A 12,971-nucleotide genomic window follows, 5' to 3' on the forward strand; every position below is an offset into this window, starting at 1 on the left:
ATTTTAGATGCTTTTTATATGCAACAACCTAACCGGACACTACTGGATTTAAATTATCAATGGAAAATAAGATAAGAGATTGGTTTAATCTATGGGGATTTACCAGAAGAAAATGTATTAAAGACTGGGTCTGCCAGGGGCGGTGGCCCCTGGCAGATAAAGATCAGGTCTTGGCTGGAAACCTGCTTTAGACCTCTTCGTCCCTTAACACCCGGCGCAACACTTTGCCGATGTTGGAAATGGGGATTTCATCCCTGAATTCAATGGCTCTGGGCCGTTTGTATCCGGCCATATTTTCCTTGCAGAATGCCGTGATTTCTTCCTGGGTGGCGGTTTCTCCCTCTTTGAGCTTGATATAGGCTTTAACGGATTCTCCGCTTTTTGAATCCGGCACACCAATGACGGCGCAGAGTTCCACCTTGGGATTGGTGTAAAGAATATCCTCCACATCCCTGGGGTAGACGTTGAATCCGCCCACAATGATCATATCTTTTTTCCGGTCCGTGATCAGAATATATCCGTCATCGTCAATGTGACCGATATCACCGGTGAGAAAATACCGTTTGCCCTCAAGGGTGATAAAAACCTCCTCATTGGCATCGGGCCGTTTCCAATAGCCTTTCATGACCTGGGGTCCGCAGGCGGCCACTTCACCGTCTTCTCCCTGGGCAAGTTCTTTTGAGGGATCTTCAAGATCCAGGATTTTTACATCGGTTCCGGGCAGGGGAAATCCAATGGACCCAATTTTCCGTGTTTTCCGATCCGTGGGATTGGCGGAAATCACAGGGGAGGTTTCGGTCAGGCCGTAGCCTTCAAATATAATGGCCCCGGTTTTTTCTTCAAACTGGCGGCAGACCTCGGGCGGCAAAGGGGCGCCTCCTGAAAAGCATCCCATGAGAGAAGACAGATCATAGTTGTCCAAAAGGGGATGATTGGTAAAGGCCACAAAGATGGTTGGAACCGCCGGCATGATGGTGGGCTTATGGGTCTGAACCGCCTTGAGCACTTCGGTGAACGGAGGATTGCCCGCCCTGGGATCCGGGATGCAGACCAGTTTGGAACCTGAGCCGGCAGCGGAAAGCAGGGCCACGGTGATGCCGAAGCTATGATACCAGGGCAATACCCCCAAAAATGTATGATATCCCCCGAAATACGCTTTTTCAGGCGGTTTGCCCTCGCCGTGGGAAAGGCGCAGGTATTCAAACAGGGCGGTGACATCATAGGTGAAATTGGTGTGGGTGAGTTCCGCGCCCTTGGGCACGCTTGTGGTGCCGCCGGTATACAGCATGATGGCGGTATCGTTTTCTGGGTCTATGGTGACCTGGGGGGGCTGGGGCTTAGACCGGGCCACCATATCGTCAAACATGATATGTCCGGGCTGGTGGGTGTCCGCCTTGGGAATCTTGCCCAGAAGGCCGCCTAAAAAGGCCTTGAATTTGGGCAGGTAGCTTTTGATATTGCAGACCACCACGGTTTCCACCTGGGTATTTTCAATGGCCTTTACCGTATTGGGATAAAACTCGGGGTGGTCCATGCAGAACGCCATTTTGGAGACAGAGTCCCGAAGCTGAAGGTTTAGTTCAGACGGGGTGTATACCGGGTTACAATTAACGGCGACAGCGCCTGCCTTGAGAATGCCGAACAAAATTTCCGGAAACTGGGGCAGATTGGGAAGGAAAATGGCCACCTTGTCTCCCTTGCCAATTCCTTTTTGAGCAAGGAAATAGGCAATTCTGTCCGCTGTATCCTTGACCTGGGCATAGGTTTTTGAGGCCCCGTTGAATATGGTAAATTCATTGGCAGGGTATTTTTGGGCGGCATCGTCCAAAAATTTAAAGATGGGAAAGTGGTAATCGGTCACGTTGTGGGCCACGCCTTCAGGCCAAAGGGTGGTTTTCCAGGCTTGATCCGTCATTGGGCCTCCTTTAATAAGGTTAATATCAATATTTGTGAATTGGCAAACCTCATATTGAAGAACGATGGAACAGTGAAAATCGCTCTTTCGTTTATAGCGTGGATTTCCGAGATTGGAAAGGAGTTTTTTTACAATTTTTTACTTGTTGATAACAAAGAATTGCTATATATTAAAGCCGTGATTATTCATGTTTTTGGATTATATTTATATTTTAACTGGGAGGCTGTATGAAAATTACCCAGAAGCAAAAGTTGGAAAACCGAAAAAAATTACTCGCTGCCCTGGTGGATATTGTGATTCAAAAGGATCTGAAAACGGCAACCATGAGGGAGATTGCCCGGCGCGCAGGCCTTGGGGATGCCACGATATATAATTATTTTCCCACCAAAGATGCCATGGTCTATGCCTATTACGAGGACCGGTTTGACCAAGTTACCCAGAGGCTTGTGGCCGTTCCTAAGTTTAATACCTATACCTTTCAAGAACAGCTCCAGGTTTTTTTTGAAACCAAACTTGAGCTGCTGTTGCCGGACAGGGAATTTTTGGAAAAAACATTTAAATCCGCCTTTTTCACCCTGAGCCAGGACTATGGACGGGTTCGTCCGGCAAAAGAAAAATTTTTAGCCATTGTCAGGGAGATTTTTGAGGCGGCTATTGAGGCCAAAGAAATTGAAGACCAGGTGTTTTTGGATCTTTTAATCCAATTTTTCTGGGAATATTATGTGGGGATTATCCTGTATTGGCTCAAGGATGATTCTGATAGTTTTGAATCCACCACCCTGCTCATTGATAAAAGCATTGATATTGCATCGGCAGTCATCAGGGCCGGAATCGGCAATAAAATTTTCGACATGGGGATCTTTTTGTTTAAAAACCATCTTTTGAGCCGGATGGATCTGGTCAAAGACCGGATCGACGCCCTCCACGGGATGAAACGCAGGTTCATGGACAAGACAGATGAATGAAAAACTGCCCACGGGCAAATTTTCCCGTACCTTTTCTTCAGGGAAAGCCGCGGCAAAAATGGGAACAAATCAGATCCAATATCTTGTGAAACGCCCCTTTCTTTCCCCTGACCGCTAAAAAGAATCCAAAGAAAAACGGGACAAGGACAATGCAAAAATCTTGTTTCAAGGGCTGTCCCTGCTCAGGGGAACCGCCCTTAAGGCCGCCCAGATGCTTAGTTTTGAACAAGATCTTTTACCGGATGCTTTTCAAAAAGAACTGGCCAAATCCTATTTTCAGGTGCCGCCCATCAACCGGGCCCTGGTCCGCAAGATTATTGTCAACGGGCTGGGGGCTCTGCCTGAAGATTTGTTTGACCGCTTTGATTTGACCGCTTTGATTTGACCGCTTTTGCCGCTGCAAGCCTTGGCCAGGTTCACCGGGCAAGGTCCGGGTGTGATCTTGCCGTAAAAGTACAATACCCGGACATGCAAAAGACCATTGACAACGATATCGGAATGATCCGTACCCTGGTCCGGCCTTTGGCAGAGTATGACCTGATCAGGGCAGCCCTGGATGAGATTCAAGGGGTATTGGCATCAGAAACCGACTATGAAAAGGAAGCTGAAAATATAAAATTTTTCAGGGATCATCTCAACCTGCCGCAGGTTAAGATTCCAGAGACATATCCTGATTTTTGTTCGGATCGGATCTTGACCATGTCATTTTTAAAGGGCCGGGTGCTGAGCCAATGGCTTAAAACCCGGCCTGATCAGGACAGCCGGAATCAAGTGGCCCAGACCCTGAACGATATTTTTGTTTAAGGCTTTTATGGGATGAACATGATTCACGCAGATCCCAATCCCGGCAATTTTCTGGTCATGGACAATTTAGATATCGGGCTGGTTGATTTCGGATGTGTCATGGCGGTGAGCCCTGGTTTTGTTGCCCAATACCAGGAACTGATCCGCATTGGCGGAAGCAAAAACAAAGAGGCCTATCACGCTTTGATGGTCCGGATGAAAATGATTTCCCCGGATCTAAATTCAAAAATTTTAAACCAAGTGATCTCCCTGTTCATGGACGTGGGGGAATGGATCAATCAATTGTTCAGGCATGAGTATTTTGATTTTAAGGACCATCCCGGTTTTATGGCCCAGGGACGAAATATGGGCCGGCATATCCAGAAAATTCGTCGGCATATCCAGGGGTTCCCGCCTGAATTCATTTTTTTGGACAGAACCCGTTACGGCCTGCTCAGGCTTTACGAGCAGATGGGGGTCAGAATCCGTTTCCGCAATGACCATGAGTATAACGACTATGTCTGATTCTTTGATGCAAAAGAATGAGAAAATCAAGCGGTTTTCTCATTCCCCGACCGGCTTTTTCCTTGCTGTCGCTCTTTGATTTTATGGATTTCGTCTTGATATTGGGGTGTTCCGATGGTAATGGATACCTAAATTTAAAGATGAGAGGGATATGAGATGAAATTGATGATAAAATATCTGATTTTGACAAGTCTTTTGATTTGCGGACTGGCTGCCCCCCTGTCTGCCAAGGATATCTATGTCACCGGGGTAACTAAAATTACCATGCGCACAGGTCCGGGAACAGAACATAAGATCGTTGTTATGCTGACTTCGGGAACCAAGCTGGAAATTGTCGAATATCAAAAGGACTGGTCCATGGTCAAAACCGCCCAGGGAAAATCCGGGTGGGTGTTAAGCCGGTTTTTAACCCAGGAGGTGCCCAAGGCCTTGATGGTCAAGCAGTTGGAAAAAGAAAACCAGGAATTGATTCAATCCCTTGATACGGCCCAGGCAAAAGCCAAGGACCTTGAGACAAAAAACACTGCCCTGGAAGGGATCGAAAAAAAATATAAACAATTGGAACAGGCCTCTGCCGATTATCTGAAACTGGATGCCAAATACAAGGATCTTTTAAAAAATTCAGAAGAACAGCAGACCTATATCAACGCCCTTGAGGCCAATATGAACAATGAAGAGAAAATTTGGTTTCTCTCCGGGGCAGGGGTTTTTATTTTAGGCCTGATCATAGGGGTAAGCACCAGGAAGAAAAAGAGAAGCTCTCTTCTGTCCTGATAGATAAAGCGGGTGTGAAAATGATTCAAACCGATTTTTTGATCATCGGCAGCGGTATTGCCGGTTTAAGCTATGCTCTGAAGGTTGCCCAGTTCGGGAAGGTCACCATTGTGACCAAGAAAAAAATCCACAAGACCAATACAGCCTTGGCCCAGGGAGGGGTGGCTTCTGTATTCGGCAGTACAGACTCTTTTGATCTCCATGTGGACGATACCCTTAAGGCAGGGGATGGGTTGTGCGACAGGGAAGTGGTAAAGATGGTGGTTGAAAACGGGCCGGCCCGGATCAAGGAATTGGTTGCCAGGGGCGCTCGGTTTAATATGGAGGGTGCAGGGCCGTATGATTTTTCCCTGGGCCAGGAAGGCGGCCACTCTGAAAAGCGGATTGTTTTTTCCCAGGATCTCACGGGCAAAGAGATTGAAAATGCCCTGATTGCCAATGTGGAAGCCCATGAAAATATCACCATCCTTGAAAATCATATTGCCGTTAACCTCATCACCTTTTCCACCAGCATCAGAAGCGGCCTGGTCAGGACCCAGCATGAAAATATCTGCTGCGGGGCCTATGTACTCAACAATCATTCCGGAAAAGTGGAGACCTTTTACAGCGGGGTAACCCTTTTGGCCACGGGCGGGGCATCCAAGGTCTATTTATACACCTCAAATCCGGATATTGCCACAGGCGACGGCATTGCCATGGCCTATCGGGCCGGGGCATCTGTTGCCAATATGGAGTTTGTTCAGTTCCATCCCACCTGCCTCTATCATCCGGAGGCCAAAAACTTTTTGATTTCAGAAGCGGTCCGGGGTGAGGGGGCCTATCTGATTGATGAAAAGGGCAGACTGTTCATGGAAGACTATTCCCCTGACAGGGAATTGGCCTGCAGGGACGTGGTGGCCCGGGCCATTGACAATGAGCTTAAAAAAACCGGGGCAGATTCCGTGTTTTTGGATATCACCCACAAAGATCCCGGGGTCATCAGGACCCGGTTTCCCAATATCCATGCCCGATGCCTGGGCTATGGGATTGATATCACAAAACAACCCATCCCTGTCGTGCCTGCGGCCCATTACATGTGCGGGGGGGTGGCCACGGATCTTAACGGGCGTACCGATGTCCAGCGGCTCTATGCCGTAGGAGAGACGGCCTGCACAGGACTTCACGGAGCCAATCGTCTGGCCTCCAACTCTTTGCTTGAAGCCCTGGTGTATGCCCATAATGCAGGGGCAGCTTCGGTTGAAGAATTTAAAAAGATTTCCCAGAAAGCCCCCCTGCCTTTGGCTCCCTGGGATGAAACCAATACCATGGACAGTGACGAAGCCATTGTGGTCACCCATAACTGGGATGAAATCCGCAGGCTCATGTGGAATTATGTGGGCATTGTCCGATCCGATAAGCGGCTGATACGGGCCAAAAGGCGGATTGAAAATATTCAGCATGAAATTGACGAGTACTATTGGGATTTTAAGATTACCTCAGACCTGATCGAGTTGAGAAACCTGGCCGTGGTGGCCGAACTGATCATACGATCCGCCCTGATGCGCAAGGAAAGCCGGGGACTGCACTATAATATCTGGTACCCGGAACGGGATGATGCCCATTGCCTGCATCCGACTATTTTGCAAAACCAGTTTTGATGATCTTTGTCAGGGGATTCTGGTGGCGTGAGTTCAACGGCAAGTGATTTGCGGCAAATTGGGCTTACCGCCATGGCCATGGCCAGGTCGTGAATTGAAACCTAGGATTCAGGGTCTTCCTTGGTGCAGGAGATGATGAATTTTTTTATGGGTTTCAGATAGGGGATGAGCACCATCACGCAGATGGCAGCAAATAGATATTGGACCATCTGGAACCGCTGTTCTAAAAATTCAAATCCGTAGCACCAGATGATGGTGGCCGTAAGTGTGCCAAGGGCCGTGGCCGTAAAATTGCTGACCAGTCTCATTTTCAGCATATACCCGATGATGGATCCGATCACAGGACCGGTGACGGGCAACGGCGCCATGACAAAGCTGAATATGCCGATCCAGCCCCAGCGTTTGATTTTTTCTTTTTTTTCCATGGCCTTGTTGGCCAGTTTGTTCATGAACCGTTTGATCCATTCCACCTTGAGATAATTGGTGGTGCTCAAGACAAATCCTGAATAAGTAAAACAGACAATCAAGGTTTCGATGTAAAAATTATAGGAGATGGTTGTCAGGGGATCAAACCCGTTGATTATGCAAAGCCCGATGCCTCCGGCCCGGCTGCCCACCAAATGGGCGAGAATCACCAGGACCAGGATCTTTGCCAGTGAGAAGTCAACAGCGCTGACCCCGCCCACAAGGGCGATGAATGTAAAGGCCAGAAAAACCCCGAATATCAGGATCCGGCCTTCTGTGGTATGATAAAGAATATGTTTCATCTCTATGGTTTGCTTTGTTCTGTTGCAATTTTTTTAAGGCAAAGGGTTTATAAATTAAGCTCCTGGGGTTGTCAAGATCTTCCAGATGGCTGTTATGTACGGTTTTTGATCTGCCAGCCCGGGTGTGGCAGAGGGTTTACTTATCTTTATGTTTTATAAAAATTACGTTTATATTACAATTTTAAGTGCCTTAAAGGGGTTTGGTCCCGACAAAGAGGGTGACAATCCCCAGGCTCATCTGCTTGAATTTTACATCCGTGAATCCTGCCGTTTTCATCTGGCCGGCAAAGGAAACAGGGCTGGGAAATTTTAATACAGATGCCGGCAGATAGGAATAGGCATTGCTGTGTTTGGAGAAAAAGGATCCGATCAGGGGCAATACCTGCTTGAAATATCCCAGATAAATCTGCCTTAAAATGCCTTGTTCAGGGGTTGACAGCTCGAGCACCACCAGCCGGCCCCCCCGTTTAAGGGTTCTGTGAAATTCCTGGATGGCCTTTTCCCGGTTCATGATGTTCCTGATGCCAAAGGCAATAAACAGGGCATCAAAATCATTGTTCTTCAACGGAAGGTTCAAGGCATCCCCATTGACCAGGTCAATGGTTGTGTTTTTTTTTTTGACCAGTTTGGCTTTGCTCAGATTGAGCATGCCCAAAGAAAAGTCCAGGCCGGTCACCTGTACCTCTTTGTCGAGGGCCGAAGAAATTTCAAGTCCTACATCACAGGTGCCACAGGCCACATCCACGACCTTTGCATTTTTTTTGAGCCTTGCGGCCCTGACCATTTCTTTGCGCCAGAAAACATCCTGCCGCATACTGAGCAGGCGGTTTAAAAAATCATATTTCGGGGCAATCTTGTCAAACATCTCTTTGACAAAATCCAGTTCTTCATTCATCGTTGACAACCTGAGAATCTGAGTTATTTTATTTTATTTGCCAGGCAGATTGGAAAACTATCACACAACAGGCATAAACACAAATATAAACGAGCTGGAGCGCGAGCGGACATAAAATATGAGTGAAAAACGTGATTATTATGAGATACTTGGGGTGGGTCGGGAATCAGGAAAGGCTGAGCTGAAAAAGGCTTATAGAAAACTGGCCATCAAGTATCACCCTGATAAAAATCCGGATAACAAAGAAGCTGAAGACAAGTTCAAAGAGGCTTCCGAGGCTTATGAAGTCCTTACAGATGATAATAAGCGTCAGATCTATGACCAGTTTGGTCACCAGGGGCTGGAAGGGGCCGGTCATTCCGGGCCCAGCGGGTTTGAGGATATTTTTTCAAGTTTTGGAGATATATTTGAAGACTTTTTCGGATTTGGCGGTGGGCGCGACAGCCGAGGCAGCCGGGTTCGGCGGGGGTCGGATCTTCGGTACAACATGACCATTGATTTTATGGAAGCGGCTTTTGGCACGGAAAAAACCATTTCAATTCCAAAAATGGAGACCTGTGACACATGCGACGGTTCAGGGGCCGCGCCCGGGAGTTCTGCCCAAACCTGTTCCCACTGCCATGGCACAGGCCAGTTTATCCAGAGCCAGGGGTTTTTCAAGGTTAAGACCACCTGTCCCTATTGCAAGGGTCGGGGGACCATCATTCCCAATCCCTGTCCCAAGTGCCGTGGGGTGGGCCGGGTGGAAATTACCCGCAAGGTCCAGGTTAAGATTCCGGCAGGGGTGGATGTGGGATCCAAGCTCAGGCTCACGGGTGAAGGTGAAGCATCTTCTACGCCCGCAGGTCCTCCGGGCGATCTCTACGTGGTCATCAATGTCAAGCCCCATAAGTTTTTTCAACGGGATAAAACCGATATTGTTTGTGCCATTGACATTTCTTTTATTCAGGCTGCCCTAGGAGATGAAATCACTATTCCCACCCTTGTGGGAGAGGAAAAATTTTCCATCCCCAAAGGGACTCAATACGGAGATTCATTCAGGCTGAGAGGAGAAGGTATTGCCTCGTTGAGAACCGGCAGGCGGGGGGATCAGATCATCAAGGTGATTATCAAGACACCGACCAAACTCAATCAGAAGCAAAAGGATTTGCTCAAAGAATTTGACAGGCTGGATTCCAATAAAATTTCAAACAAGCTCAAGAATCTGTTCAAGAACCTATAAGGAAATAATCAGGCGGATAACTATGTTCGAATTAAAGGTCAAGACGCATTTTGCAGGCGCCCATCAGCTGGCCATGGTCGGTGAAAAATGTGAAAACCTCCACGGTCACAACTGGCATGTGGAAGTTTGCGTAAAAGGGGATAAGCTGAATTCAGCCGGGGTTCTGGCGGATTTTGGAGATATTAAAAAGGCGGTCAGGGCGGTTGTGGACGGCGAGCTGGACCATCGATTCCTCAATGAACTGCCGGCCTTTGAAGGGGGGCAGCCCACCTCGGAGTGCATTGCCGTGTATATTGCCCAGAAAGTCCAGGCCTTTTTGGATCAAGAGGTTTCAGAAAACGTCCTCGTATCCAGGGTCATGGCCTGGGAATCTGACAATGCCTGTGCCATCTATTATCCGGAATAAAGAGCCCGCGGGTGGCCAATGCGGTTTAAGGTTCCGTTATTTCTTTGCCGGGGATGGATTTTTTCGGCCGGGTGGAATTTGATTTTTCCAAAGATTGCCACATAATCATCGGGCAAGGCTCTGTTGTCCCTTGAATTTAGCCAGAATATGTCATGACTATTTGAGAGGCCTGAATATTAATATCTTTAAATGCAGCAATTTATGATTGCTTGCCAAACTAATTTTAAAGGTACAAATTGTCACCCTTCAGGCGAATCTATTCGTGAAATATGCGGGTTGGATCGGGATTTTGATGATCGGAAAAGCCCTAGAACTTAATTTTTTGGGATTAAGCTCGAGGGCTTTTTTTATTGGGTCTCAATGATCCGTTTGGCAGGGATCAGGCCTGTGGCGGCCGCGGATACAATATTTCCGGCAACACCGGGGCCGTCTCCGGCCACGTACATCCCTTTTATCCCTGTTTCCAGGTGGTTGTTGGTTTCCACCTGGGTGGCAAAAAATTTGATTTCAGGGGCGTAGAGCAGGGTCTCGTCATTGGATACCCCGGGAACCACAAGGTTGAGGGCTTCAAGCCCTTCGATGAGGTTGGAAAGGATTCGTTCGGGCAGGGCCATGGCAATATCCCCGCAGACCACATTGGTCATGGTGGGCTCAATATATCCTTTGCGGATCCGGTTCCAGGTGGAGCGCCTGCCCCGTTTTAAATCTCCGAACCGCTGGAGTATGGGTTTGCCGCCGCCGATGATGGTGGATAAACGTCCAATGGATTCTCCGTATGCCTGGTTATCGGTCACAGGTTCGGTGAGGACCACTTTTGACAAAAAGGCAAAATTAGTGTTTGAGGATTTTTTGCCTGAATAGGCATGGCCGTTGACGCATACAAAATCCTTGTAATTTTCCAGGGTCACAAATCCGCCCTGATTGGTGCAGAAGGTCCGGGTCTGGTCGTCGTATTTCTGGGTCTGGATAAAAAAGGTGGGATCATAGATAACATTGCAAAGATCATCCATGATGTCGTTGTGAACCTCTACCCTTACCCCGACTTCAATTCCCCTCTGGCTCAAGGGGATGCCGTGTTTTTGGGCCACGGCAGATACCCAGTTGGTCCCGATGCGCCCGGGGGCCAGGATGACGTTGGGGGCGGTATGGGTGCCCTTGTCCGTGATCACACCCTGGACATGTCCGTCTTTTTCAAGGATATCCTCTACATTTTCTTTGGTACGGATATCAAGGCCTTTGGCCCTGATATGGGTTGCCATGTCCGCAATATATCCGGGAAGATTATCACTGCCCAGGTGCTTTTGCTTGATGAGCAGCAGGTCAATTCCGAATTTTTTGGCCTCCTTGCGTATGAGTTTGGCCTCGTCCAGGTTGGTGGGGAAAATCTGTCCGTCCATTTTAAACCGGGTAAAGATCTGCTCGGTCTCATTGATGAGTTCCTGGGCCTGGACCAACGGCATGAACTGGGTGAGATCTGTTTTGCCCAGCCTTGGGATAAAGTTGAGTTTCCCGTCTGAATAGAGTCCTGCTCCGCCAATACCGGACAATATGCCAATACCGGACAATATATTGCACGGATCGCACTGGATGCATTTTTGCAGTTTGTTGATGGGACATTTGCGTTTTAAAGAATCCTTGCCCTTTTCAATGAGCAAGACTCGAAGATTGGAGTTCTCGATCAGGTGGAAGGCCGCAAAAAGCCCTGCAGGGCCGCCGCCGACGATAATGACATCATAATCCATAAATCACCTTGGATAAAAAATTTTAATCAAAACTTTTATTAAATATGATTTTGGATTATAAGTCAATACCCGGATCTGGTATTTTTTTGTTATGATCGGATGTTTTTCAGCTGAAATTTTTTATTTCAGGACATTTTAACGGGTTAACCTCGGGTGGATCCAAACTTTTGGGCTTTGAAACTTGAAAGCCCGGGTTAAGATTTAAGCCGATAGGAAATGTGAATTTTTAAGTCTGGGTAAGATTTCATATTGATTTTATAAACAACAACTAATATAGAAAGGCAATTATCTTAATCTTTAAAAGATCCATTTGAATAAGAGGGGAAGATTATGTGAGCTAACGGCACAGGAGAAAAAGGAGCGCCATCGTCCCAGAAGGTATATTCGTAAAAACAACATCCTTATTGGAGAAAGACCATGAAACGATTCTTCATTGCAGTATTTTGCTTTGCTATCCTTTTATTGACTCATGATGCAATTGCCCAGGATCCTCAGACCCTGGTGCTGCCGACCGGTAACATGATTCTGGCGGCACCCGAGGGGGGAGATCGGGCGCCTAAGCTTTCTCCTGTAAGTTTTCCCCATTCCCTTCATTTTTCCTATTCCTGCAAGGATTGTCACCATAGCTGGGACGGGGTTGAGCCCGTGCAAAGCTGCGCCACTGCCGGCTGTCATGAAAACTTATGGGCATCAAAGCCCGGGGAACTTCCCCTGGATGCACGGCGGGTCAAATCCCTGACCGGTGCCTATCACCAGGTCTGCAGAACCTGTCACCGCATGGAGGCTGCCGAGCAAAAGGAGGCGGGGATTAAACATGTGGCCACCGGCCCCATTGCCTGTGACGGCTGTCATTCAGAAATTATTTCGGAAATGGAAGACTCCGGGGAAGAACTTTCCATTCCCCTGGGCAGCATGACCATTGAGCCTCCCGAAGAGGTGGATGCCAAACGGGGGCCAGTTGAATTTCCCCATGGGCTGCATTTTGAATTTGCCTGCCAGTCCTGCCACCATGACTGGGATGGGGAAAGTGATGTGGAAAATTGTACCGCCTCGGGCTGCCACGACGAAACAAGTCCTTCAGGCACCCGGAGTATCAAGGCCCCGGATAATGTGCTCTACTATCTGGCGGCTTACCATAATGCCTGCCTGGACTGCCATAGAGATATGGAAAAAGTCCGCCAGGACCAGATAAAAAAAGAGGAAAAACAAGGTTCTGTTAATGCGGCTGCACTGCCCAAGGCAGGGCCGGTAGGGTGCAAGGGCTGTCATTCCTGATTCCAAATTTGTACGGGATCTCTTTTGAATTGAAAAACCTGGCAAGTTTCCCTTATTGAGGGCTT

General features: G+C 48.0%; 13 protein-coding genes. 9 read left to right on the forward strand and 4 right to left on the reverse strand.

Annotation, left to right across the window (positions count from 1 at the left end; all coding sequences use genetic code 11):
• Positions 1 to 187: 187 nt before the first annotated feature.
• On the reverse strand, positions 188 to 1,915 hold the full coding sequence (locus tag HUN05_08290; protein ID WDP85134.1) for a long-chain fatty acid--CoA ligase: 1,728 nt from the start codon (positions 1,913 to 1,915) through the stop codon (positions 188 to 190).
• A gap of 227 nt (positions 1,916 to 2,142) precedes the next feature.
• Between HUN05_08290 and HUN05_08295 the strand changes: the two genes are divergently transcribed.
• The 6 genes from HUN05_08295 to nadB all read left to right on the forward strand — a co-directional run bounded on the left by HUN05_08295 (position 2,143) and on the right by nadB (position 6,599).
• On the forward strand, positions 2,143 to 2,880 hold the full coding sequence (locus tag HUN05_08295; protein WDP85135.1) for a TetR family transcriptional regulator: 738 nt from the start codon (positions 2,143 to 2,145) through the stop codon (positions 2,878 to 2,880).
• 160 nt (positions 2,881 to 3,040) lie between these two features.
• Entirely contained in the window at positions 3,041 to 3,265 is a 225-nt protein-coding gene (locus HUN05_08300; protein WDP85136.1) for a hypothetical protein, read from the forward strand.
• Positions 3,262 to 3,684 carry a hypothetical protein gene (locus HUN05_08305; protein WDP85137.1) on the forward strand — a complete coding sequence of 141 codons (423 nt, stop codon included), beginning with the start codon at positions 3,262 to 3,264 and terminating at the stop codon, positions 3,682 to 3,684. The genes HUN05_08300 and HUN05_08305 overlap by 4 nt, the downstream gene beginning before the upstream one ends.
• An 18-nt stretch (positions 3,685 to 3,702) precedes the next feature.
• Complete coding sequence (locus HUN05_08310) at positions 3,703 to 4,188, forward strand: hypothetical protein (protein WDP85138.1); 486 nt, start codon at positions 3,703 to 3,705, stop codon at positions 4,186 to 4,188.
• A gap of 156 nt (positions 4,189 to 4,344) precedes the next feature.
• Complete coding sequence (locus HUN05_08315; GenBank protein WDP85139.1) at positions 4,345 to 4,962, forward strand: TIGR04211 family SH3 domain-containing protein; 618 nt, start codon at positions 4,345 to 4,347, stop codon at positions 4,960 to 4,962.
• Between the two features lie 20 nt (positions 4,963 to 4,982).
• Positions 4,983 to 6,599 (forward strand): L-aspartate oxidase, encoded by a 1,617-nt coding sequence (nadB, locus tag HUN05_08320; GenBank protein ID WDP85140.1) that lies wholly within the window; start codon positions 4,983 to 4,985, stop codon positions 6,597 to 6,599.
• Between the two features lie 101 nt (positions 6,600 to 6,700).
• Here nadB and HUN05_08325 read toward each other — a convergent pair whose 3' ends face one another.
• Both HUN05_08325 and ubiE read right to left on the reverse strand, forming a co-directional pair.
• Positions 6,701 to 7,366, reverse strand: coding sequence for a small multi-drug export protein (locus HUN05_08325; GenBank protein WDP85141.1), 666 nt, complete (start codon positions 7,364 to 7,366; stop codon positions 6,701 to 6,703).
• 190 nt (positions 7,367 to 7,556) lie between these two features.
• The gene (ubiE, locus tag HUN05_08330; GenBank protein WDP85142.1) at positions 7,557 to 8,261 is read right to left on the reverse strand and encodes a bifunctional demethylmenaquinone methyltransferase/2-methoxy-6-polyprenyl-1,4-benzoquinol methylase UbiE; all 705 of its coding nucleotides are present in this window, start codon (positions 8,259 to 8,261) and stop codon (positions 7,557 to 7,559) included.
• 118 nt (positions 8,262 to 8,379) lie between these two features.
• Between ubiE and dnaJ the strand changes: the two genes are divergently transcribed.
• A complete protein-coding gene (gene dnaJ / locus HUN05_08335) occupies positions 8,380 to 9,483 on the forward strand; it encodes a molecular chaperone DnaJ (protein ID WDP85143.1) in 1,104 nt (367 codons plus the stop codon).
• A 22-nt stretch (positions 9,484 to 9,505) separates the two neighbouring features.
• Positions 9,506 to 9,889 carry a 6-carboxytetrahydropterin synthase QueD gene (gene queD / locus HUN05_08340; protein ID WDP85144.1) on the forward strand — a complete coding sequence of 128 codons (384 nt, stop codon included), beginning with the start codon at positions 9,506 to 9,508 and terminating at the stop codon, positions 9,887 to 9,889.
• Positions 9,890 to 10,236: 347 nt separating this feature from the next.
• Here queD and HUN05_08345 read toward each other — a convergent pair whose 3' ends face one another.
• On the reverse strand, positions 10,237 to 11,631 hold the full coding sequence (locus HUN05_08345; protein WDP85145.1) for an FAD-dependent oxidoreductase: 1,395 nt from the start codon (positions 11,629 to 11,631) through the stop codon (positions 10,237 to 10,239).
• Between the two features lie 417 nt (positions 11,632 to 12,048).
• On the opposite strand from HUN05_08345, the gene HUN05_08350 reads away from it, so the two are divergent.
• A complete protein-coding gene (locus HUN05_08350; GenBank protein ID WDP85146.1) occupies positions 12,049 to 12,906 on the forward strand; it encodes a class III cytochrome C family protein in 858 nt (285 codons plus the stop codon).
• Positions 12,907 to 12,971: the final 65 nt, after the last annotated feature.

Source organism: Desulfobacter sp. (assembly GCA_028768545.1).
Lineage (GTDB): Bacteria > Desulfobacterota > Desulfobacteria > Desulfobacterales > Desulfobacteraceae > Desulfobacter.